This window comes from Mycobacterium sp. E3339 (assembly GCF_001666915.1).
In the GTDB taxonomy this organism is placed as follows: Bacteria; Actinomycetota; Actinomycetes; order Mycobacteriales; family Mycobacteriaceae; genus Mycobacterium.
Genome location: NZ_LZIZ01000041.1, coordinates 1 through 20,694, shown reverse-complemented (window position 1 = coordinate 20,694; position 20,694 = coordinate 1). Strand labels below are relative to the sequence as shown.

23 protein-coding genes and 2 pseudogenes are annotated in these 20,694 nt (G+C 70.2%); 13 read left to right on the top strand and 12 right to left on the bottom strand.

What is annotated here, in order from left to right; genetic code table 11:
* Positions 1-167, bottom strand: a pseudogene (locus tag A5702_RS26145) (lipase); the annotation flags it as partial.
* Here A5702_RS26145 and A5702_RS26140 point away from each other — a divergent pair.
* The gene (locus A5702_RS26140) at positions 140-292 is read left to right on the top strand and encodes a hypothetical protein (RefSeq protein WP_156669468.1); all 153 of its coding nucleotides are present in this window, start codon (positions 140-142) and stop codon (positions 290-292) included. The pseudogene A5702_RS26145 and the gene A5702_RS26140 overlap by 28 nt on opposite strands.
* Positions 293-296: 4 nt before the next feature.
* Here the strand turns inward: A5702_RS26140 and mtnA are convergent, their stop codons facing one another.
* Both mtnA and A5702_RS03450 read right to left on the bottom strand, forming a co-directional pair.
* Positions 297-1,262: an S-methyl-5-thioribose-1-phosphate isomerase gene (gene mtnA, locus A5702_RS03455; protein WP_068218287.1), complete on the bottom strand. Its 966-nt coding sequence runs from the start codon at positions 1,260-1,262 to the stop codon at positions 297-299.
* A 21-nt stretch (positions 1,263-1,283) separates the two neighbouring features.
* A complete protein-coding gene (locus tag A5702_RS03450) occupies positions 1,284-1,889 on the bottom strand; it encodes a cutinase family protein (protein ID WP_055400541.1) in 606 nt (201 codons plus the stop codon).
* Positions 1,890-2,031: 142 nt separating this feature from the next.
* Here A5702_RS03450 and A5702_RS03445 point away from each other — a divergent pair, with 142 nt between their 5' ends.
* The gene (locus A5702_RS03445) at positions 2,032-3,435 is read left to right on the top strand and encodes an MFS transporter (RefSeq protein WP_231964982.1); all 1,404 of its coding nucleotides are present in this window, start codon (positions 2,032-2,034) and stop codon (positions 3,433-3,435) included.
* A gap of 64 nt (positions 3,436-3,499) precedes the next feature.
* Positions 3,500-4,957 carry an MFS transporter gene (locus tag A5702_RS03440; protein ID WP_231964981.1) on the top strand — a complete coding sequence of 486 codons (1,458 nt, stop codon included), beginning with the start codon at positions 3,500-3,502 and terminating at the stop codon, positions 4,955-4,957.
* Here the strand turns inward: A5702_RS03440 and A5702_RS26135 are convergent.
* Entirely contained in the window at positions 4,902-5,150 is a 249-nt protein-coding gene (locus tag A5702_RS26135) for a DUF4926 domain-containing protein (protein ID WP_231964980.1), read from the bottom strand. The two genes, A5702_RS03440 and A5702_RS26135, sit on opposite strands and share 56 nt — an antisense overlap.
* Positions 5,151-5,306: 156 nt before the next feature.
* Between A5702_RS26135 and A5702_RS03435 the strand changes: the two genes are divergently transcribed.
* Positions 5,307-6,128 carry an Ig-like domain-containing protein gene (locus A5702_RS03435; protein WP_068218281.1) on the top strand — a complete coding sequence of 274 codons (822 nt, stop codon included), beginning with the start codon at positions 5,307-5,309 and terminating at the stop codon, positions 6,126-6,128.
* An 88-nt stretch (positions 6,129-6,216) separates the two neighbouring features.
* Here A5702_RS03435 and A5702_RS03430 read toward each other — a convergent pair whose 3' ends face one another.
* Complete coding sequence (locus A5702_RS03430; protein ID WP_067820236.1) at positions 6,217-6,759, bottom strand: hypothetical protein; 543 nt, start codon at positions 6,757-6,759, stop codon at positions 6,217-6,219.
* A 280-nt stretch (positions 6,760-7,039) separates the two neighbouring features.
* On the opposite strand from A5702_RS03430, the gene A5702_RS03425 reads away from it, so the two are divergent.
* The 4 genes from A5702_RS03425 to A5702_RS03410 all read left to right on the top strand — a co-directional run bounded on the left by A5702_RS03425 (position 7,040) and on the right by A5702_RS03410 (position 10,644).
* Entirely contained in the window at positions 7,040-7,372 is a 333-nt protein-coding gene (locus A5702_RS03425) for a DUF732 domain-containing protein (protein ID WP_055400551.1), read from the top strand.
* A gap of 148 nt (positions 7,373-7,520) precedes the next feature.
* A complete protein-coding gene (locus A5702_RS03420) occupies positions 7,521-7,835 on the top strand; it encodes a DUF732 domain-containing protein (RefSeq protein ID WP_197281124.1) in 315 nt (104 codons plus the stop codon).
* A 20-nt stretch (positions 7,836-7,855) separates the two neighbouring features.
* Entirely contained in the window at positions 7,856-9,256 is a 1,401-nt protein-coding gene (locus A5702_RS03415) for a mannitol dehydrogenase family protein (protein WP_068218278.1), read from the top strand.
* Positions 9,253-10,644: an FGGY family carbohydrate kinase gene (locus A5702_RS03410; protein WP_068218275.1), complete on the top strand. Its 1,392-nt coding sequence runs from the start codon at positions 9,253-9,255 to the stop codon at positions 10,642-10,644. The genes A5702_RS03415 and A5702_RS03410 overlap by 4 nt, the downstream gene beginning before the upstream one ends.
* Here A5702_RS03410 and A5702_RS03405 read toward each other — a convergent pair.
* Positions 10,641-12,131: a bifunctional phosphatase PAP2/diacylglycerol kinase family protein gene (locus tag A5702_RS03405; protein ID WP_055400559.1), complete on the bottom strand. Its 1,491-nt coding sequence runs from the start codon at positions 12,129-12,131 to the stop codon at positions 10,641-10,643. The two genes, A5702_RS03410 and A5702_RS03405, sit on opposite strands and share 4 nt — an antisense overlap.
* Before the next feature lie 28 nt (positions 12,132-12,159).
* Between A5702_RS03405 and A5702_RS03400 the strand changes: the two genes are divergently transcribed.
* Positions 12,160-12,906, top strand: coding sequence for a hypothetical protein (locus A5702_RS03400; RefSeq protein WP_055400587.1), 747 nt, complete (start codon positions 12,160-12,162; stop codon positions 12,904-12,906).
* Here A5702_RS03400 and A5702_RS03395 read toward each other — a convergent pair.
* From A5702_RS03395 to A5702_RS03385, 3 genes are all read right to left on the bottom strand, one after another.
* A complete protein-coding gene (locus A5702_RS03395; RefSeq protein WP_055400590.1) occupies positions 12,885-13,556 on the bottom strand; it encodes a GAP family protein in 672 nt (223 codons plus the stop codon). The genes A5702_RS03400 and A5702_RS03395 overlap by 22 nt on opposite strands.
* A gap of 10 nt (positions 13,557-13,566) precedes the next feature.
* Positions 13,567-14,238 (bottom strand): GAP family protein, encoded by a 672-nt coding sequence (locus tag A5702_RS03390; protein WP_055400561.1) that lies wholly within the window; start codon positions 14,236-14,238, stop codon positions 13,567-13,569.
* A 71-nt stretch (positions 14,239-14,309) separates the two neighbouring features.
* On the bottom strand, positions 14,310-14,615 hold the full coding sequence (locus A5702_RS03385) for a hypothetical protein (RefSeq protein ID WP_055400563.1): 306 nt from the start codon (positions 14,613-14,615) through the stop codon (positions 14,310-14,312).
* Between the two features lie 106 nt (positions 14,616-14,721).
* Here A5702_RS03385 and A5702_RS03380 point away from each other — a divergent pair, with 106 nt between their 5' ends.
* Both A5702_RS03380 and A5702_RS03375 read left to right on the top strand, forming a co-directional pair.
* The gene (locus tag A5702_RS03380) at positions 14,722-14,949 is read left to right on the top strand and encodes a hypothetical protein (RefSeq protein WP_055400565.1); all 228 of its coding nucleotides are present in this window, start codon (positions 14,722-14,724) and stop codon (positions 14,947-14,949) included.
* Between the two features lie 52 nt (positions 14,950-15,001).
* Complete coding sequence (locus A5702_RS03375; RefSeq protein WP_068218272.1) at positions 15,002-16,510, top strand: glycosyltransferase family 39 protein; 1,509 nt, start codon at positions 15,002-15,004, stop codon at positions 16,508-16,510.
* Here the strand turns inward: A5702_RS03375 and A5702_RS03370 are convergent, their stop codons facing one another.
* Together A5702_RS03370 and A5702_RS03365 are read right to left on the bottom strand one after the other, a co-directional pair.
* A complete protein-coding gene (locus tag A5702_RS03370) occupies positions 16,511-17,335 on the bottom strand; it encodes a family 16 glycosylhydrolase (protein ID WP_055400569.1) in 825 nt (274 codons plus the stop codon).
* Positions 17,336-17,488: 153 nt separating this feature from the next.
* Complete coding sequence (locus A5702_RS03365) at positions 17,489-18,541, bottom strand: NADP-dependent oxidoreductase (RefSeq protein ID WP_068218269.1); 1,053 nt, start codon at positions 18,539-18,541, stop codon at positions 17,489-17,491.
* 20 nt (positions 18,542-18,561) lie between these two features.
* Between A5702_RS03365 and A5702_RS03360 the strand changes: the two genes are divergently transcribed.
* Positions 18,562-19,278, top strand: coding sequence for a DUF3060 domain-containing protein (locus tag A5702_RS03360; RefSeq protein WP_068218265.1), 717 nt, complete (start codon positions 18,562-18,564; stop codon positions 19,276-19,278).
* A gap of 5 nt (positions 19,279-19,283) precedes the next feature.
* Here A5702_RS03360 and A5702_RS03355 read toward each other — a convergent pair whose 3' ends face one another.
* Positions 19,284-19,685, bottom strand: coding sequence for a hypothetical protein (locus A5702_RS03355; RefSeq protein WP_068218262.1), 402 nt, complete (start codon positions 19,683-19,685; stop codon positions 19,284-19,286).
* A gap of 110 nt (positions 19,686-19,795) precedes the next feature.
* On the opposite strand from A5702_RS03355, the pseudogene A5702_RS03350 reads away from it, so the two are divergent.
* Positions 19,796-20,694 (top strand): annotated as a pseudogene (locus A5702_RS03350) (hypothetical protein); the annotation flags it as partial.

Sequence of the window (20,694 nt, the reverse complement as noted above, 5' to 3'; positions counted from 1 at the left end):
GCGATGACGCCCAACTTGACCATGCCCAAGTACGTCGACGGGTTGAACAGCGTCGGCCACACCGTGCGGGTTCTGTGCTCGTTGATCGGCCGGTCCGTGAATCGGTCGCGCAGCCACCTCAGCGTCATGGGCGCCGACAGTGGATGCAACAGCAGATGCCCACAGAACCCGCACGGTGTGGCCGACGCTGTTCAACCCGTCGACGTACTTGGGCATGGTCAAGTTGGGCGTCATCACGGCGAAGGTGGTCCTCGGGCGCAGCGTCGAACGCCAACCGCTGTCGACGACGTGAGGGGTTACGGCGCGTAACGCCCGTGCTCGGTGACGACGGCGGTGATCAGTTCGGCCGGGGTCACGTCGAACGCGGGGTTGTAAACGTCGGCGTCCGGCGGCGTTACGACGGCGCCGCCGAACGTCCGGACCTCGTCGGGCGCGCGTTCCTCGATGACGATGTCGGCGCCGGTGGCGAGCGAACTGTCGACCGTGGACGACGGCGCGACGACGACGAACGGCACGTCGTGATGGCGCGCCGCGATGGCCAGGCCGTAGGTGCCGATCTTGTTCGCGACGTCCCCGTTGGTCGCGATCCGGTCCGCGCCGACGAGCACGCAGTCGACGAGGCCCCGCCCCATCGCCGCCGCCGCGGCGCCGTCGGTCTGCACCCGGTAGGGCACGCCCGCCCGCGCCAGCTCCCACGCCGTGAGCCGGGCGCCCTGCAACAGCGGCCGCGTCTCGTCGACGAGCACCGACTCGACCAGTCCGCGTTCGTGCAGGTGCCAGACGACGCCGAGCGCGCTGCCCCACGCGACGGTCGCGAGGTGGCCGGCGTTGCAGTGGCTGAGCAGGCGCAGCGGACGGCGATCACACACGGCGAGAACGACTTCGGCGGCATGTGCCGAGGCGACCCGGTTGAGGCGTTCGTCCTCGTCGAGAATCTCCAGCGCTTCGGCGAGCACGGATTCGGCGCCGGCGTCGAGCTTCTCGAGCGCGCGCGCCACCCCCCAGCTGAGGTTGACGGCGGTCGGCCGCGCCTTCGCAATCCGTTCGGCCGAGGCGCGCACGTCGCCGCCCTCGCGGGCCGCGAGCACCACGCCGAGGGCGCCCGCGGCGCCCAGCGCCGGCGCCCCGCGCACGGCCAGTCGGCGGATCGCGTCGATCAGCTCGTCGACGGTGCGCAGCGTCAGGACGCGATAGTCGGCCGGCAGCGCCGTCTGGTCGATGATCGTGACCGCGTCGCCGTCCCAGTCGATGGTCCTGCGCACACGGGTGACCCTAGCCGGGGTCTACAGCCTGCCCGCCACGAAGCCCGCGGCCTGATCCACCAGACCGGAGCCGATGTAGGAGGGCTGCAGGTGCGCCGGCCAGTTCGTTCCCCTGCCACAGATGGGGTCACCGGCCGCGCACTGGTCGATTGTCTTGCCCGCGAACGCCGGTCCGACACCGTGGGTGCCGTTGCCGAACAACGCGACCGCCGCGACGTGCTGGTCGGTCCCCGGTGGCAGCCCGCCCCATAGCGCGCGGTCCACCACCTCGGCGCCCAGCGAATAGCCGCCGAGCACGATCCGGGTGTTGGGGCAATCCCTGGCCATGGATTGCACGTGGGCGCTGATGTCGTTGGCGCCGCCGCCGGTGGTGATGTTGGCGGGATAGTTCACCCCGTACACCCCGATCGACTTATTCGTCTTGGCGCGCAGCGAATTGACGAGCGCGTCGCCGACCGCGCCGACGCCGGGTGGTTCCTCCCGGCCGCGGGCGAAGACCACCTCCGCGTCGGGGCACGCCGCCGACGCCAGCGGCACCGACGAGATGGGGAGGGGCGCGGCCGCCGGCCCAAGCGCCATCGCGCCGGCGACGATGACAACGGACGGCACGCTCGCGACGAGCCTCATAACGCGATATTACGGAGTTTGTCGAGGCGTCGCCGATGCTATGTGTGCGCTGTGACCGCGCCGAGCGACATGGCCTCGCGGCGACCCGGCAGTCCGCCGAATTGTGGGATAGACAGGAGTCACCGCCCGTATCGTCAAGCCCGTGAATCTCCGCGCGCACGGGCGGCACCCGCGCTGGATCATCGCGGCGATCTCGATGGCACTGTTCTGCGTGCAGATCGATTACTTCGCAATGAACCTCGCGTTGCCCCGCATGGCGTCGGACCTGCACAGCACCACGACCGATCTGCAGTGGGTGATCAGCGTCTACATGCTGACCCTGGGCGCGTTCATGGCGCCCGCCGGCCGCATCGGCGATATCTTCGGACGCCGCCGCACGCTGCTCGCCGGGATCGGGTTGTTCGCAATCGCGTCGGTGTTCTGCGGGGTCGCGCCATCGGCGCCGGTGGTTATCGCGTTCCGGGCCGTGCAAGGCCTCGGCGCCGCTCTGATCTTTCCGGTGTCCGTGAGCGTCCTGACCAATACGTTGCCCGCCGAAAGGTCTGGTCGCGCAATCGGACTGGCGTATGGCATCGCCGGCCTGGGCAACGCCGCCGGCCCCCTGGTGGGCGGGTTGCTGACCCAGACGCTCGGGTGGCGCTCGGTGTTCTGGATGCTGGTGCCGCTGTCGGCGATCTCGATCGCCATCGGCGCGAGAACCATCCCGGAGACCTCCGACACCAGCGTGCCGCGACGGGTGGATCTGGCCGGCCTGGCGCTGATCACGACTGGGATAGGGCTGTTCACCCTCGCCTTCGACCGAGCGCCGAACTGGGGGTGGTTGTCGCCAGCGGTGATCGGCGTATTCCTTGGCTCCGTTGCCTTGTTGGTCGGGTTCGTCGCGGTCGAGACGCGCGTGCGCTTCCCCCTGATCGACCTGTCGCTGCTGCGCAAGCCCCGCTTCACGGTCTTGGTCGTCGCCGGTACGGTCGCCAACATCGCGTACGTGGTGACCGTTTTTCTCGCCACGCTGAACCTCCAACAGGTGCGAGGCCTCGACCCGCTGGTGGCCGGCTTGGCTTTCCTCGGCCCGTCGGTCGGTGCGGCGCTCGGTGGTCCGGTGTCCGGACGCCTGGCGTCGCGCAACGCGCCCTTCGCCGTCATGGGCATCGGTTGCACCGCGGCGGCGGTGTCACTCGGCGTCCTGGCGTCCGCTGACAGCTTCGCGGTGTATCTCGCCGCGCTCAGCGCGTGCGGTTTCACCATGGGCCTGGTCTACGCGTTCACCACGGTGGCGACTCAGGCCGTCGTCGCGCCCGAGCGGGCCGGCGAAGCCGCGGGCGTCACGCTGACGTCCCTGGTCACTCTCGCGGGCGTGGGCGTTGCGGTGTCCAGCAGCGCGCTGGAGATGTTGCAGCACCACGGCGTCAGCACGGGTCACGGCATCCAAGTCATCCTCGCGGTCAGCGCCGCACTGCTGCTGCCGGCGGGCCTGGCCGTGCTGAGCGTCGCCCGCGTCAAGACGCCCGCGCCGGATTCCACGATGGCTGCGGGACAACACAATTAACCGATGTGTCGACTATGGCACGGCGTGCGAAGGGGGGCCGACAGTGGTCGGTGAAAGCCCGGCGGTGACAACTGCTGACGGCGACGGGGGCAAGGAGCTTTCGTCCTCGCGAACCGCCGTCATGGTGGCCGCGTTGGCGTTGTCGGTGATGTCGTTCATGCTCAACGCGACCATGCTCGGCCCCGCGATCCGAGACATCAACACCCATCTCGGTCCGCACGCATACGCGTCCATGTCCGCCTACTTCTATCTCGCCGGCGCGATCGCCAACGTCGTTTTGATCCGATGGAGCGACTTCATCGGCCGCAGGCGTGTCCTGGTCGGCATTCTCACCCTCGTCTGCATCGGCACGTTGTTGTGCATCCTGGGCACCTCACTACCGGTGGTGGTCGCGGGCCGGGTGTTGCAGGGATGCGCGAACATCACGTACGGCCTCGCCTTCCTCATCATGCGAGAACACCTGAGCGACAAAGCCTTCGGCGTCTGCTGCGGTGTCATCTCGGCGATCAACGCGGGGGTTGCCGGGGTCGACGCGCTGCTGGCCGGTGTCCTGGTCGACCGCTTCGGCTATCGCTCCATCTTCGTCCTGACGTTGGTGGTCGGCATCGCCGCCGTCGCGCTGTGCCGGCTGGCCGTCCCCGCGGACGAACGCGGCCGCAAGAACACGGGCCGAATGGACTGGGCGGGCGCCGTCCTGATCGCGCTGACGGTCGCCGGGCTGAATCTGTATGTGTCCAACGGCGAGCACCTGGGCTGGTCCGCGCCGCTCATGCTCGGCTGCCTTGCCGCGGCCGTCGCCGCCTGCCTCGGGCTCGTGGTCGTCGAGAAACGAGTCGCGACACCGTTGATCCACATCGACCAGATGCGGTCGCGCTACGCGTGGCCGTTGATCGTCGTGACCATTCTCGTCTTCGGGTCATTCATGGTGGTGCTCAGCTACATCGTGCCGTCCCTCGCCGAGAACGACCGCGTCGGCTTCGCCGCCAGCGGGCAGCTCACGGCCCTGCTGTTCATCACTCCCGGCGCGCTGGCCCAACTTCTCACTGCCCCTTTGATCGGGCGGCTCGCCGCCCAGATCGGCTTCGTGACGGTGTTGCGCACGGGCCTGGTCGGTTCCGTGGCCGTCACCGCCGCGCTTGCGGTGTTCACGCTCGACAAGATGGTGGTCGTCGCCCTCATGGCGGTGTTCGGCGTGGCGTTGGCGGTCGCACTCACCCCGATGAGCGCGCTCGGCGTCCTTCAAGCTCCCCCGGACGAGCCGGGGTCGCTGCCGGGGATCGCCAACGCCTCCTACGGCATCGGCGGGTCACTCGGGTTCGCTTGGGCGGGAACGGTTGTCGGAGCCGGCACCCAAGCGGGTTACCAGTCCGCGTTGTGGATTTGCGTCGGCATCGGCGCCGTCGCGGTCCTGGCGAGCCTCGTGCTGAAACCGCGGTCCGTGGCCTCGCCCGCCGACACACGAACTGCTAGCCACCCGAAGCCGGCCGCCACACCACGTCCAGGTCATCTTCGGCGAGGGTGACCAAGGCTCGGGTAATGCCGTCGGCGTCGCAGAATTCCACTTCGTAGGCGCGCCGGGCGCCTTCTGAACCGGTCGTGTAGTCCTGACGACGGTCCCTCGTGAACCGGCCGGCAGGTCGTGCTCCGGCACCGCCCGGCGCAAGCGGACCACGTCGTATTCCTGAGGTCTCAACATCCTCCCCTCTCGGGGCCATCGAACCCCCGCCCACCTGCATATTGCCGGGCCAAACCCCCGTGGCCAAACCGTGACCGAGGCTTGACCAAATGCGAACGCGCCCTTGCGCTTCCGCTGGTCATCGCCCGTTTACGATCCCTATTGCAACTATGTCAGTTAAAAGGAAACGGAAGCCATGCGGACGGTCGTTCGGTGTGTTCTTGCGGGGGTCGGGGTCGCGGCGAGTGTGGTCGCGGGGCCAACCGGTGCCAGCATGGCGGCGGCGACTCAGCCGCATCACTTGGCCATCGCGTCGGTGCTTCCGGCTCGCGGCGCGACGGTGGGCGTGGCGCACCCGGTTGTGGTGACGTTCGACGCGCCCGTCGCGAACCGGCAGGCCGCCGAGCGCGCGATCGCGGTCACGTCGTCGCCCCCGATGACCGGCAAGTTCGACTGGCTGGACAACAAGGTGGTGCAGTGGGTTCCGGACCACTACTGGCCGGCTCACAGCACCATCGCGCTGGCGGTGGACGGCCGGGAGACGGAATTCAAAACGGGCCCAAAGGTCGTCGGCGTCGCCAACATCACCGACCACACCTTCAAGGTGACCATCGACGGAGTAGACGCGGCTCCGCTGCCGGCGCCGCACCATCGGCCGCACTTCGGCGAAGAGGGCGTGATGCCGGCTTCGATGGGTAGGCCGGAGTTCCCGACGCCCGTCGGCAACTACACCGTGTTGGCCAAAGACCGTTCGGTGCTTATGGATTCGAGCAGCGTCGGCATCCCGGTCGACGACCCCAACGGTTACATGCTCAACGTCGACTACGCCGTCCGGATCACCAACCGCGGCCTGTTCGTGCACTCCGCCCCGTGGGCGGTCCGCTCCCTCGGGCTGGAGAACGTCAGCCACGGCTGCATCAGCCTGAACCCCGAAGACGCCGAGTGGTACTACAACACGGTCAACGTCGGTGACCCGGTGATCGTCCAGCAAGACCTGTGGGAGCGCCCGCCTTCCTGAGCGGGCCGACGCTCGAAAGCCGCAACACCGAACCGCATACGAAAGGACCCGCTGGCCGAAACCAGCGGGTCCTTTCGTATCGGAGGGCTCAGTGCGAGGGGCCGGGCGCCACCGGCTGACCGGGCTGGGGTCCGCCCGTCGGCGCGGGACCGGTCGGTGCGTCCTTGACGCCCGACATGTCGATGAGCGGGGCGCCTTCGAGGGGGGCACCGGCCGCCAGTGGCCCACCGAGGGCAACCAGCGGAGCGCCCGCCGGCACCACCGGGGCGATGGGCAACGGCGCGCCCAGGGGCAACGGCAGCGGCGCGCCCAGCGGCAGCGGCACCGGCGCACCCAGCGGCACCGGCCCGGGCACCGCCAGGGGGACACCCGCCATGTCGGTGAGCGGCGCGCTCGCCGCGCAGATCGGCGCCGTCGGCGCGCCCGCGGCCGCCGCTCCGCCCGCGGCACCGGCACCGGCACCTCCCGGTCCGGCCAGCGGCGCACCGGCCTCGCCGGCCTGGCCCTCGATGCAGGCGTAGCCGCCCGTCTTCAGGGGCGCGGCCGCCGCATCCGGGCTCAACGCAAGCGCGGCCCCGCACAACCCAAGGCTGGCAAGTACTTTCACGTTCAACCGATCGACGATCGCCATCAGCGTCGACTCTCCTTTTAATTCGCGCTCACATATCTGATGCAGCAGATAACGAGCCAATTGTCGGCAGTCGACGCGAAACGCCGGAGGCGCCGCACCGCGTCGTTTCCAAATGGTGACGTCACAAGGGCGTCACGGTCGGCGGCGACTGCGGGCCAGATGAATTCAATTTCGCGCAGCGTATTCACAGCGAATTTTAGGCTGACGCGATATCTCCCGGCGGTTCCATGGAAGGTGAACCGCAGGCAATCGGACGGTTACGAAGAAGGGAGCGCAAGCCATGACTGCACGCCGATTCGTGAACGCGGCGCTGGTGGGAGGCCCGCTCCTGGTCGCCGGGGTGCTCTGGGCCAGCCCGGCGCAGGCCGACGCGACCACATTCGTCAATGACCTGCACAAGAACGGGATCGGCGCGGTCAGCGGCGGGGACGAGGCGCTGGTGCAGATGGGCTTGGCCGTGTGCCAGCAGCTGTCGTGGGGCGCGCCGCCATCCCAACTCGAGGGCCTGGCGCTGCAACGCTCCGACAGCCGGCAGGGGGCCAGGGGCCTCACCCCCCAAGAGGCCGACGACGTCGTGATCGACGCCGTGCGCGACCTCTGCCCGAACGCTTAACCCACGGGTCTTTGCCGACTATTCATCATCGGGATTTATCTTCCACAGCGTGTTCCTTGGCGCTTTCGTGTAAAAGTGCATCATCCGAATCGGGCACGGGACGAAGGAGAAGATTTCGATGGCAGCACAACGGCCGTATGGCCGGTTCATGGGGGCGGCCCTGGTAGGGGGCCCACTTCTGGCCGCGGCGATCGCGTGGGCCGGCCCGGCGCGGGCCGACGGCGCTGCCTTCATCAACGACCTGCACAGCGCCGGCATCCACGCGGTCAACGGCGGCGACGAGGCGCTGTTGCAGATGGGCGCGGACCTGTGCCAACAACTTTCGTGGGGCGCCTCACCCCAACAGCTGGAGGGCCTGGCGATCCAGCGCTCGGACGCTGACCAGGGCACGGGCGGCATCAACGGCCGGCAGGCCGCGGACGTGGTGATCTTCGCCTTGCGCGATCTGTGCCCCAACGCTTGACGGTGAGCTAAGTTCCGGGAATGGAGCTGAGCGCGCGCAACCTGAGCGCTCTCGGCATCCCCGTCCCGACCTACGACCGCAGCCAGATCGGCGTCGGCATCGTGCATTTCGGCGTCGGCGGCTTTCACCGCTCCCATCAGGCCATGTACCTCGACAGGCTGCACAACGACGGGCTGGCCCGGGACTGGGGGATCTGCGGCGTCGGGGTGCTGCCGGGTGACCGCCGCATGCGCGACGCGCTCAGGGCCCAGGACTACCTGTACACGCTGATCCTCGAGCACCCCGACGGGACCCGGCAGCCGCGGGTCATCGGCTCGATCGTCGACTTCCTTTACGCGCCTGAGGATCCCGAGGCCGTCATCGAGCGGCTCGCGGCGCCTGCCACCCGGATCGTCTCGCTCACCATCACCGAGGGCGGCTACCAACCCCCGCTGAGCGACGTCTTCCCGCTGGTGGCCGAGGGGCTGAACCGGCGGCGGGAACGCGGGCTGCCCTCCCCCACGATCGTGTCGTGCGACAACATCGTGGAAAACGGGGAAGTGGCCCGCCGCGCATTCACGTCCCACGCCGAGCAGCTCAATCCCGAACTGGCGCAATGGATGGCCGAACACACCGCCTTCCCGAATTCGATGGTCGATCGCATCACGCCGGTCACCCCCGCCGAGGCCATCGCGCGGCTGGACGCCGGATTCGGTGTCCGCGACGCGTGGCCCGTGGTCGCCGAGCCGTTCGCCATGTGGGTGCTGCAGGACCGCTTCGCCGACGGCCGGCCCCCGCTGGAGCAAGCCGGCGTCCAACTGGTCGACGACGTGTCGCCGTACGAGGCGATGAAGCTGCGGCTGCTCAACGCCAGCCACCAGGGCCTGTGCTACTTCGCCTACCTGGCCGGATATCGACTGGTCCACGAGGCCGCACAGGATCCGGTGATCGCCGAATTCTTAAGCCGGTACATGGAATCCGAGGCGATGCCGACCCTGGTGCGGGTCCCGGGGCTGACCGAGTTCAAGGACGGGCTCCTCCCCCGCTTCGCCAACGCCTACGTGCGCGACACCGTCGCCAGGCTGTGCGCCGACTCGTCCAACCGCATCCCCAAGTGGCTGCTGCCGGTGGTCGCCGACAACCTGCGTGACGGCGGGCCGGTGCGGCTGTCCGCGGCCATCGTCGCCAGCTGGGCCCGCTACGCCGAGGGCGTCGACGAAGGCGGCCGACCGATCGACGTGGTGGACGCGCTCGCCGACACGCTCACCCCGATCGCCCGGTCCCAGCGTGACCAGCCCACCGCCTTCCTCGCCAACCGCGCGGTGTTCGGTGACCTCGTCGACCAGCCCCGCTTCCGCGAGCCCTACCTGTGGGCGCTGGATTCCCTGCACCGGCACGGCGCGCGCGCCACATTGCGGGCGCTCATCGGGGCCGACGCATGACCCTGGTCGCCGGCATCGATTCGTCGACACAGTCCTGCAAGGTGCTGATCTGCGACGGCGCGACCGGCGAAGTGCTCCGCGAGGGCCGGGCCGACCACCCGCAGGGCACCGAAATCGACCCGGCGGCATGGGAATCCGCGACCCAACAGGCGATCGCGGCTGCCGGCGGGCTGGAGGGCGTCGAGGCGGTCGCGGTCGGCGCGCAGCAACACGGCATGGTGTGCCTGGACGCGGCCGGCCAGGTGGTTCGGCCCGCGCTGCTGTGGAACGACGTGCGGTCGGCCGACGCGGCGCGCGCGCTCGTCGACGAGCTGGGCGGGCCGGGGGCGTGGGCGCGGGCCGTCGGCGTCGTGCCGCTGGCCGCGATCACGGTGGCCAAGCTGCGTTGGCTCGCCGACCACGAGCCGGGGCACGCCGACCGCACGGCGGGCGTCTGCCTCCCGCACGACTGGCTGACGTGGCGGCTGCGCGGTGACGCCGACATCGCGGCCCTGACCACCGACCGCAGCGACGCCAGCGGCACCGGCTACTACGACGCCGCCCGCGGCGACTATCGGGTCGACCTCCTCGAGCTGGCCCTGCGCGGTCGCCGGCCACGACTGCCGACCGTGCTGGACCCGTCAGCCGGAACACAGAGCGGCACAACATTATTCGGGGCCGGTCTCGGGGACAACGCCGCAGCGGTGCTGGGCCTGGGCGCCGACCAGGGCGACGTGGTGGTCTCGGTCGGCACCTCGGGGGTGGTCGCCGCCGTCAGCGCCGACCCGGTCCGCGACGACGCCGGCTTCGTCGCCGGATTCGCCGACGGCACCGGGCGTTACCTGCCGCTGGTGTGCACCCTCAACGGGGCGCGGGTGCTGGACGCGGCCGCCGCCATGCTGCGCGTCGACCACGATGAGCTGTCGGAGCTCGCGCTGTCCGCGCCGCCGGGCAGCGCGGGGCTGGTGCTGGTGCCCTATCTGGAGGGTGAGCGAACCCCCAACCGCCCCAACGCCTCCGGTGCCCTGCACGGCCTGCGGGTCGCCAACGCGACGCCGGCCAACCTGGCCCGCGCCGCGGTGGAGGGGTTGCTGTGCGCGCTGGCCGACGGCCTGGCCCACCTGGCCGCGCACGGCGTCACCCCCCGCCGCGTCCTACTCATCGGCGGCGGCGCGGGGTCGCGGGCCCTGCGCGAGATCGCCCCGGCGGTGTTCGGCGTGCCCGTGCTGGCGCCAGCCCCGGCGCAGTACGTCGCGTTGGGCGCGGCGCGGCAGGCGGCGTGGGCGCTCAGCGGGTCACCGACACCGCCCGCCTGGACGCCGCCGCGGACCGACGAATACACCGCCGCCCCCACGCCCGACGTGCTCGCGCGCTATGCCCGACTGCGCGACCTCACCGAGGGCGCCTAGTCGCAGGGCCGAAAGACCGGCAGGACACGGTATTTGGCGGTGAAGCTGGCCTTCTCGTATTCGTCGCCGACCTCACCGTCATACGCGATGACCGTCGGCCCGTCCACGGCGGAGAACGCGAATTCCGGCACCTGCAGCTCGTGATAGAGCGGGCTTCTCTCCAGCCGACCCAATGCGAGCGCGGTCAGGATCCTGGTGCGCGACAGGCGGCGTCCCGCTTCGAGCATCCGGACGTCGATCAGGCCGTCGTCCATCCGGGTCCGTCGCGACGGGGCGAACCCGGTGGGCAGATACAGCGAGTTGCCGAGGAAGAACAGCGACGTCAGCAGCGTCTTGTTGTCATACGAGATCCGGACGGGCTGGTCGTTGCGCAAGGTGTGCAGCATCGCGTACAGACCGGCCAGCGGCTTGCCGATGCGCTTCTGAAGTTTCTCGCGCTGCCGGACGAAGGCCGGGTAGGCGCCGATGCTGGCCGTGTTGAGGACCATCTGACTTTCGTTGAGGCACACCAGGTCCACGCACGCCACGCTGCCGCGCCGGATCGCGTCGACCGTCTTGGCCACGGTGTCGCAGCCGATGTCCTTGGCGAAGTGGTTGAACGTTCCGGCGGGGAACACGGCCAGCGGCAGCCCGGTCTCGATGGCGACGCCGGCGGCGGCCGCCACGGTGCCGTCGCCGCCGCCGACGGCCAGCACCTCGGCGCGCTCGGCGGCCTCACGCAGGACGTCGGCCGGCTCGTCGTCGGGGCCCAGCTCCCGGATGTCGACCTTCGGCAGCGCCTTGCGCACCTCGTCGACGACACGGGCGCCGGTGCCGCTGCCGGATTCGGGGTTGATGACAAGCACCACCCCGGACCCGTCGGGCCGCTCGGGCGTCTCGACCCGCAGCGGTTCCGTCTTGGGCAGGGCCGTTTCGACGATCGGCGGGACCAGGCGGCCGCCCAGTACCGCCACGCCCGCCCCAATGCCGAACCCGGCGACGACGTCGCCCGGGTAGTGCGCGCCGGTGGCCACCCGCGACAGTCCGACCAGCCCGGCCAGCAGCGCCAGCCCGAATCCCACCATCGGGTTCTCCAGACCGACGCCGACGGCGAACGCGGCCGCGCTGGCCGAATGCCCCGACGGGAAGGAGTTGGACGTCGGCCGGCGACGGACCTGCCGGACCAGCGGCACCAGCTCGTACCCGGGCCGCGGGCGGCGCCGGATGCGTTTGGCGACCTGGTTGGTGACCAGGCTGGTGAGCGCCAGCGTCACGACGCCGCGCGTTGCGCCGCGCTGCGCGCTCTTGTTGCCCGAAGCCATCAGGGCGGCGGCGATGGCGAACCACAGCTTGGAGTTGTCGGCCGCCCGGGTCAGCGGCGGCATGACCGCATCCAGCAGCGGGGTGTCGGTCTCGGCGATCGCCTCGAAGATCTCCCGGTCCAGGGTGCCCAGCCCCCGGGTGATCTGGTTGATGCCGCGCGCGCGTTGCCAGGGCCGCCTGTTCATTCGCTACACCCTAAATTGGTTGGCGGACATGGACGCACCGGGCTACTACCAGAGATGGCGGGAAAACGCCGCGCGGCGGGGCGTGGCCCCGGACGTCCTCGCCGAGATCACCCGGCGGCACGCCGTCACCGCGGACAGCTTCCGTCCGCTCGCGAAGACCGTCGAGATCCGCGACCCGGACGGCAAGTCGTTCTTTCTGCTGCCCCGCGGCGTCAGTGGCGGCGACGCCCGCGCGGCGGTGCTGGGCACCTACGTCCTGAACGCCGGCACCGGCTACGGCGGCGGGGGCGGGCGGCGCACCGATTTCCCCCCGACGCCCTACGGCGCCGCCGAGATCACTCGAATCATGCGGCGGCAGAACGCGAACCACTGGAGCTACGCGCGCGACGTCGGCTTCGTCGACCGCAACGGCGGGCGTCTGGTCACGACGCCGAACGGCATCCTGATGGGTCTGGGCGGCAACTGGATCCAGCGGCAATTCTGCCGGCGGGGCGGCACCACCTGGGGCGACATCTTCATGGTCAACATGGGCGCCGTCACCGACCCGGCCGAGCGGCTGCGCCGGATCATCGAGTCCGGGCGCGCCTGGCACGACCTGGATCGGGTGCTGCACCACGAGGAGCGGCACTGCCGGCAGTGGGCGGCGAAGGGCTACGCGGGCATGCTGCGCGATTACGGCTGGGAGCTCATCCGCGAATACGCCTTCGGTGCGGTCAACCGGCTCGAGGCGGACGCCGGCCTGGCCGACGGCGGCTACAGCGCGTCGATCCCGTGATAAAGCACCATCGCACCGATCAGCACCAGGACCGCCGCCAGCAGGGCGGCGTTGTTGCGGTCCATCCAGTCCTTGAGCCTGGCCAGCGTGTCGTCGAGGCGGCTGCCGGCGGCCGCATAGGCCAGGATCGGGATCGCCACGCTTGACGCCGCGATCGCGACGAAGAAGGCGGCGGCCAGCCAGTCACCGGCGAGGCCGAGTCCGGCGGTGCCGATGCCCAGCCCGGCCGGAACGCAGATCAGCAGCACGTCCGGCCGCACCACCGCCAGGACGGCCCCCATGATCCCGGCCCGGGCCGGGGTGATGGTGGCGAACGAGCGCATCCAGGCCGGGGACTCGGCGTGGCCGTGCCGGTTCAGCCACTTGTAGATGCCGTACACGATCAGCCCCGAACCCAGCACCACACGCAGCCACGACGACCATCGCGGCGGCGACTTGTCGAGGCCGCCGAGCAGGTGGGAGGCGGTGACCGAGAGCGCCGTCAGCGCGGCAAGGGTCAGCGCCCAGCCGGCGAGGAAGGCGAGGCCCGTCGGCCGCGGCCGCGGCGCCTGCAGCACGAGCACGGCCGGGATGACCGTGAGCGGCGAGAGCGAGATGACCAGTCCGAGCGGAACGAGCCCGGTGAGCACGGTGCCCCAGCTGCCTGCCATGGGCAGCAATCTACAGGGCGTGAATCCCGTTGTAGAGCACCATCAAACCGATCAAAACCAGGATGACCGCCAGCAGCGTGGCGTGGTTTTCCTCCATCCAGACTTTGAGGCGTTCCAGCGCATCGTCGAGGCGGTCGCCCGCGCCGGCGTACGCCAGGATCGGGATGGCGACCGTCGACGCGGCGATCACGAGAAACACCGTGGCGGCCACCAGCTGGCGGGCCGCGCCCAGGCCGCTGCTGCCGACGGCCAACCCGGCCGCCGCGCACAGGATCAGCACCTCGGGCCGCAGCACCACCAGCACCGCCCCGGTCACCCCCGCGCGCGCCGGGGTCAGCGTCGAGAACGAGCGCATCCAGCGCGGCATGGCTGCGTGCCGATGCCGGGTCAGCCAGTGGTATCCGCCCAACGCGATCAGCGCCGACCCGAGCACCACGCGCAGCCACGACGCCCACGTCGGCGGCGCCTTGTGCAGGCCTTCCAGCAGGCCCGAGCCGCCGACGAACGCGGCGGTCAGGGCGACCAGACCCAGCACCCACCCGGCGAGGAAGGCCAGGCCGGTCGGCCGCGGTCGCGGGGAGTGCAAGACGAGCACCGCCGGGATGACCGTGATCGGCGACAGCGCGATGACCGCCGCCAGCGCGACCAGCTTGGTCAATACCGAGCCCCAACTTGCGTCCACGGGCAGCAATCATCGCATCGGCTTGGCGCGCCCGCACGGCTCCGGCGTAAGCGCCGCCGCCGGAACGGCTTTCAGCGTCTCCGGCGCAGCGTCCAGGCGGGCACCCAGTGCGTCACGGTTTTGCGCTCGGAACCATACGCGATCGGGTAGGTCACCAGCCCCCACCAGTCGCCCTGCTCGCACAGGCCCCAGCAGCTCAGCAGGCCCTCGACCACCTTGTGCAGTTGCAGTCCGTTGGGCTGGTACCGGCCGGAGCGGTGCGGCTCGCGCGGGAACAGGACCGTCAGGTCCACCAGCACCGCGATCGGCGGGCGCACCACCCGAAACGGGCTGCGGACCGGCTGGCCGTTGTACCCGATGGACGCGAACTGCCCCATCGATCGATCATACGTTCGAACAGTGCCGGTTCGTCGAGTTCCCTGTTTTCGATCCCACGCCCTCGCCGATCGATATAGTCGGCTCAACCATCAAGGGGAGGTCCACATGAAGATCGCTTGCGCCGCTGGCCTATTCGCGCTGGCCGGGCTGCTCACCGCCGGGGTGGGCGTGGCCGCCGCCGACCAGGTCGAGGTCGAGGGCAACTACTCGAGTCTGGCCGGTTGCGAGGCCGACGCCCCGAACGTCGAGATCACCCATAACGACCACCTCTACACCCACTGGGACTGCCGCCAGGGCTCCGACGGCTTCTGGCACGTCTGGCTGCTGAACTGACCCGGCGCTAGGGCCCGACGGGCCGGGGGCACGCTTCTGGCACCATAGCGACGTGCGGAACCCGCTTCGCCGCCCGCCGGCCGCGCTGGACCCGCTGCTCGTCGGCCTGCTCGCGGTCGCGGTGAGCCTGGGTGGCGCGGGCCGCCCCTCCTTCTGGTACGACGAGGCCGCCACCATTTCGGCCGCATACAGTCGTTCGCTTGCCCAGCTGTGGCGGATGCTGGGCAACGTCGACGCCGTGCACGGCCTGTACTACCTGCTGATGCACGCCTGGTTTCAGGTGTTCGGACCGACGGAGTTCTTCTCGCGCGTGCCCAGTGGGCTGGCCGTCGGGGGCGCGGCCGCCGGAATCGTGGTGCTGGGCAAGCAGTTCTCGACGCGCACCGTCGCGGTGGCCTCCGGTGTCTTCTGCGCCGTCTTGCCCCGGGCCACCTGGGCGGGCATCGAGGCCCGCCCCTACGCGCTGTCCATGATGGCCGCGGTGTGGCTGACGGTGTTGTTGGTGTGCGCCGCGCGCCGCGACACGGGTTGGCTATGGGTGGCCTACGGCCTCGCCCTGGCGGCGTCGATCACGCTGGAGGTGTACCTCGCGTTGCTGGTGGCGGTGCACTTGGTCGTCGTATCCGGTTGCGCGCGAAGGGTTTTGTTGCGATTCGGCGTCACCGCGGCCGCCGCGGTCGGCGCCATGGCGCCGTTCCTGCTCACGGTCGCCGGGCAGGCGCACCAGATCAGCTGGATCGCCCCGATCGGTCGCCGGACGCTCGAAGACGTGGTGGTGCAACAGTATTTCGAGCGCAGCCCCCCGTTCGCCGTGCTGTCGGCGCTCGTGATCGCGGCGGCCATCGCCGTGTGGTCGGTCAGGGCGCCCTTGGCGCGGGCCGACCGGCAGCTGCTGACCCTGGCGGCCGCCTGGCTCGCGCTGCCGACTGCCGCCATCGTGATCTACTCGGCGCTGGTGCACCCGATCTACACCCCGCGCTACCTGTCCTTCACGGCACCCGGCATGGCGCTGATCCTGGGCGTCTGCGCGGCCGCGGTGACCGCCCGGCCCTGGCTGACGGCGGCCCTGGTCGCCCTGTTCGGCGTCGCCGCCGCGCCCAATTATGTTCTTGCGCAGCGTAATCCGTACGCCAAGTACGGGATGGATTACAGCCAGGTTGCCGACCTGATCACCGCGAAGGCGGCCCCGGGCGATTGCCTGCTGGTGAACGACACGGTGACATTCATGCCCGCCCCGATGCGCCCGCTCATGGCGGCGCGCCCGGACGCCTACCGCAAGCTGGTCGACCTCACCCTGTGGCAGCGGGCCACCGACCGCAACGACGTCTTCGACACCAACCTCATTCCCGAGGTCGTCGCGACGCCGTTGAGCCACTGCGGCGTCGTGTGGATCATCACCCAGGCCGACCCGTCACAGCCGGCCCACGAGCAGGGCCCGGCCATCCCGCCCGGACCGGTCTACGGCGCGACGCCGTCCTTCGCGGTCCCACACGACCTGGGTTTCCGGCTCGTCGAGCGCTGGCAGTTCAACCTGGTGCAGGTGTTCAAGGCGCAGCGCTAGTCACCAGATGCGGACGTAGTCGACCAGCATCGAGGCCGGGAACGTCCCCGCCGCCGGATCGCCGGCGCCGACCCCGCCCACGGCGAGGGTGAACATCGGCGTCATCCAGTAGCCGGGCTTGTTGAACGGCCACCGGAAGTCGTCGGGGGCGCCGCCGGCCACGTGGATGGGCTTGTTGGGCACCTTGAAGTACTCGGCCCCGTCCCGCGAGAACTCGAATCCCTCTTCGCCCCAATGCATTCGCCAGGTGTGCCAGGCACCGTCGACCAACCCGGGAATGGATTTGCCCTCCCAGGTCTTGCCGTTGGACGCGGCGTGGACCGTAGTGCCCGGGGGCCACGACCCGTTGCCGTACCACTCGAAGACGTCCACCTCCCCGTCGGGCAGCGGGTCCTCGTTGACCCCCCAGAACGACGGCCACAGGCCGGGGTAGAGGCAGTCGAGCTTGATCCGCGCCTCCCAGGTCTGGTTGATCATGCTGCGGAAGTTCCCGCGCAGCTTGCCGCTGTAATAGGTGTTGCTCAGCACGTCATGGGTGGCGCACAGGACCAGGTTGGAGTGCCCGTCGACGAACACGTTCTGGCGGTCGTCGCGGTAGATCCCGTCGACCGGTGGGAAGACGTCGTCCTGCCAGGTCTGGATGGTCCATTTGCCCGGGTCGGGCGCCGAGCCCGCGGGGCCGTCGAACTCGTCGGCGAAGATGTACGGCCCGCCGCCGGCCGTCGGCGCCTGCGGTGCCGGCGGGGTGGCCCAGGCACCCGGCAACCGCATCGCAGCCCCGAACAAGCCGAGCCCCGACATCAACATCATGCTGCGACGATCCATCTACAACCCACCAATCGTGAAAGCCGGCTCCGACCTAGCGCGATACCCCTGAGCAACTTTTGCAAACGGTGTTATGAAACCACGCGCCGGGGTGCCACGCATGCCACACCCGGGCCGTGGCGGCGACTTTTCGCACGCTGACGACGGCGCGGGTCAGCCCGAAGCCGGTTCGCTGAGCTTGACCAGCGTCTTGCCGATGTTGACCCCGGTGAACAAACCGTTCAGGGCGTCGACGCACGACTCGATCCCGTCAAAGATGGTCTCCCGGTGCCGCAGGCGGCCCTCGGCCTCCCACTTGCGCAGGGCGGCGAAGGCCTCGTCGAAGCGGCCCCATTCGTCGAGGGAGTTGAACCCCTGCATCAACGCGGTCTTCGACAGCAGGTTCACGTAGTTGGCCGGGCCGGGATGCTCGCCGGTCAGGTAACTGGAGATCACCCCGCACAGGACGACCCGGGCGTGCTGGGCCAGGCGGCCCAGCACCGCGTTGAGGATGGGCCCGCCGACGTTGTCGAAGTAGACGTCCACGCGCCGCGGGCAGTGCTGCTTGAGCGCGGCCGCGACGTCCTCGTTCTTGTAGTCGATGCACGCGTCGAAACCGAAGTCCTCGACCACCGCCCGACACTTTTCCGGCCCGCCCGCGATGCCCACCACCCGGGCGCCGGCGATCTTGGCGATCTGCCCCGCCACCGATCCGGTGGCGCCGGCGGCCGCGGACACCACGACGGTCTCGCCGGCCTTGGGCCGGCCGATGTCGGTCATTCCGAAATAGGCGGTGGCGCCGGTCGGCCCGTACACCGACATGATCGCCAGCTGGTCGTCCTCGCCCGGGATGGGCGTGCTGAACAGGTCGTCGCGGATGATCGCGTATTCCGAAAATCCGGTCAGCGTGGTGACGACGTCGCCGACGGCGTAGGCGTCGCAGCGCGACGCGACCACCTCGCCGATGCCGGCCGCGCGGATGACCTCGCCCAGCTGCACCGGCGGCAGGTAGCCGGGCTGGTCGTCGAGCCAGGTGCGGGCGGCCGCGTCGATTCCGACATAGGTGGTGCGCAGCAGCGCCTCCCCCTCCGCGGGTTCGGGCGCCGGCACGGTGACCAGCTCCGTGTCACCCGGCTGGACAAGCCCGGTGGGGCGGCGACGCAACAAGACCTGACGGTTCGGCAAGGACACGAAGCAGAAAATACCGAACCGGCCGAAATCACCCATGCGAATGGCATATTCAACCCATGGCAGCAAACGACGACCCGGAGGATCGGATCCGGGAACTCGAGCGCCCGCTCGCCGACGCGGCGCGGGCATCCGAAGCTAGCAGCGCAGCGCCCGCGGCCCCGGCGTACTCGCCCGGGCCGGGGGCCCCGCCGCCACCGCCGCCGTCCTGGAACTACGGCGGCTACGGCGGCCCGTTCGGCGGCCCGCCCCCGCAGGGCCCGTCGGGCAACCGCATGTGGTGGATCCTGGGCACGGTCATCGCCATCGGCGTGCTGGCGCTGGCGGGCGGCATCGCCGCCTTCGCCGCCCACCAGCTTTCCGGTGTCCGATCGATCATCAGCTCCCCGCCGACGATCTCCGGGACGTTCGGTCCGCCGTCGACCTTCACCACCGGCCCCGCGCCTTCGACCACCCGGACCAGGACGACCACGCCGTCGCCGTCGGCGTCGACGTCACCGACCCCGGCGCCGGGCGAAAGGATCAGCGTCTCCGGAATCGGCGAGACCCGGACCATCGCCTGCAACCAGAACACCGTCAGCGTGAGCGGGGTGTCGAACACGGTGGTGATCACCGGGCACTGCGCCAGCCTCACCGTGTCGGGGGTGCAGAACGAGATCACCGTCGACTCCGTCGACAGCATCGAAGCCTCCGGCTTCAGCAACAAGGTCACCTACCATTCGGGCACGCCGAAGGTCGGCAACTCGGCTAGTTCGAACGTCGTCCAGCAGGGCTGAGGGCGTTACGCCGGCTCGTCGGCTTCCTCGTCGGGCGAATCGCCGTCGAGCACGCTGACCGCGATCCCATAGGGCAGGAATCGCACCTTGCGCTTGGGGTCGACGTTCTCCTTGTTGGCCCGCAGCGCGTCGAGCTCGGTCGCGTAGACCTGTTCGACGTGCGCGCCGCCGTCGGCGTCTACCGTGTAAATGGCCCAGACGCCGTCGCCCGCCTCGCCGGCGGTCTCCGGCTGCGGGCGCGGGCGGCGCGACAGGTCGTCGAAGAACGACGACCACCCGGGCCGGGCCCCGGGGGCCGCGACAAATTTGCTGACCCGCTCGAAGACCTCGCGCAGCCCCTCGCTGCCCTCGCGGATCATGCGATCGAACTCTTCGGGGTCGAACCCGAAAGCACCGTATTCGCCCACGCGACCTCCTCGCCGCTCGTGCCGTCACCGCCCAGTGTGCGCGCAGACGCGGCCGCGCGCCACGTCCCTACGGCCGCGGCGGGGGCGGCGGGGTGATCGGTATCGGCACCGTGACGAACGGGAAATGCAGGTACATCGTCACGGGTGGCTGCGCGGGCGCGCTCGCCGGCGGCTACCACCTGGAGTCGACCGGCGTGACCTGGACGGACGCCGCCGGTGTCGGCGCGCTGCGGGACGCGATGGCCCGCCGGGGCATGGGCGGCGTGATGCTGGTGTCCCCGCTACTGGCCGCGGCCGCGCTGGCCCAGACGTTCGGCGCCGCGCTCGACTACGAACGCATCGCGATGCTGTTCGTCGAGCCGGCGGCGGCGACGCTGGCCGTGGTCGACGTCGCCGACGGTTCGATCGTCGACCTGCACCGCCAGCAGCTGGCAGCCCCCCAGCGTTCGATTACCGCCGAGTTGGCGGCGATGATCACCGGCCTCACCGAACGGGGCACGCGCGCGGACGGCGTCTTCCTGATCGGCTGCGGCACGGACATCGTCCCGGTCAAACCCGCGCTCGAGGCGGAGAGCCCGCTCGAGGTGACGGCGCCGGAGGAGCCGGAGATGGCGCTGGCCCGCGGGGCGGCGCTGGCCTCGGCGAACGCGCCGCTGTTCGCCTCGTCCACGGCGGCCCTGGCCTACGCGCTTGACCCCGGCACCGGGGAGTTGAGTCCCCGTGCGGTGGCGCCGACCTACCTCGACGTCTGGGGCAACGCGGACGCCGGCGTGCTGGCATACAGCGCCGTCGACGACGAGGACGAGGTCGTCCCCCGCAGGCGCCGGCCGATGTTCCTCGCCGGAAGCGCGCTGGCCGCGATCGCCGCCGCCGTCGCCGGAGTGGTGCTGTTTTCGCTGACCCCCGACCGGTCCGGCTCCGATGAGCAGCAGCCCCGGGTCCGTGCCGGCGACCTCGAACTCGTCCTGTTCGACGGTGACGCCGTCGGCGTTCTGGCCCTCGATGACCA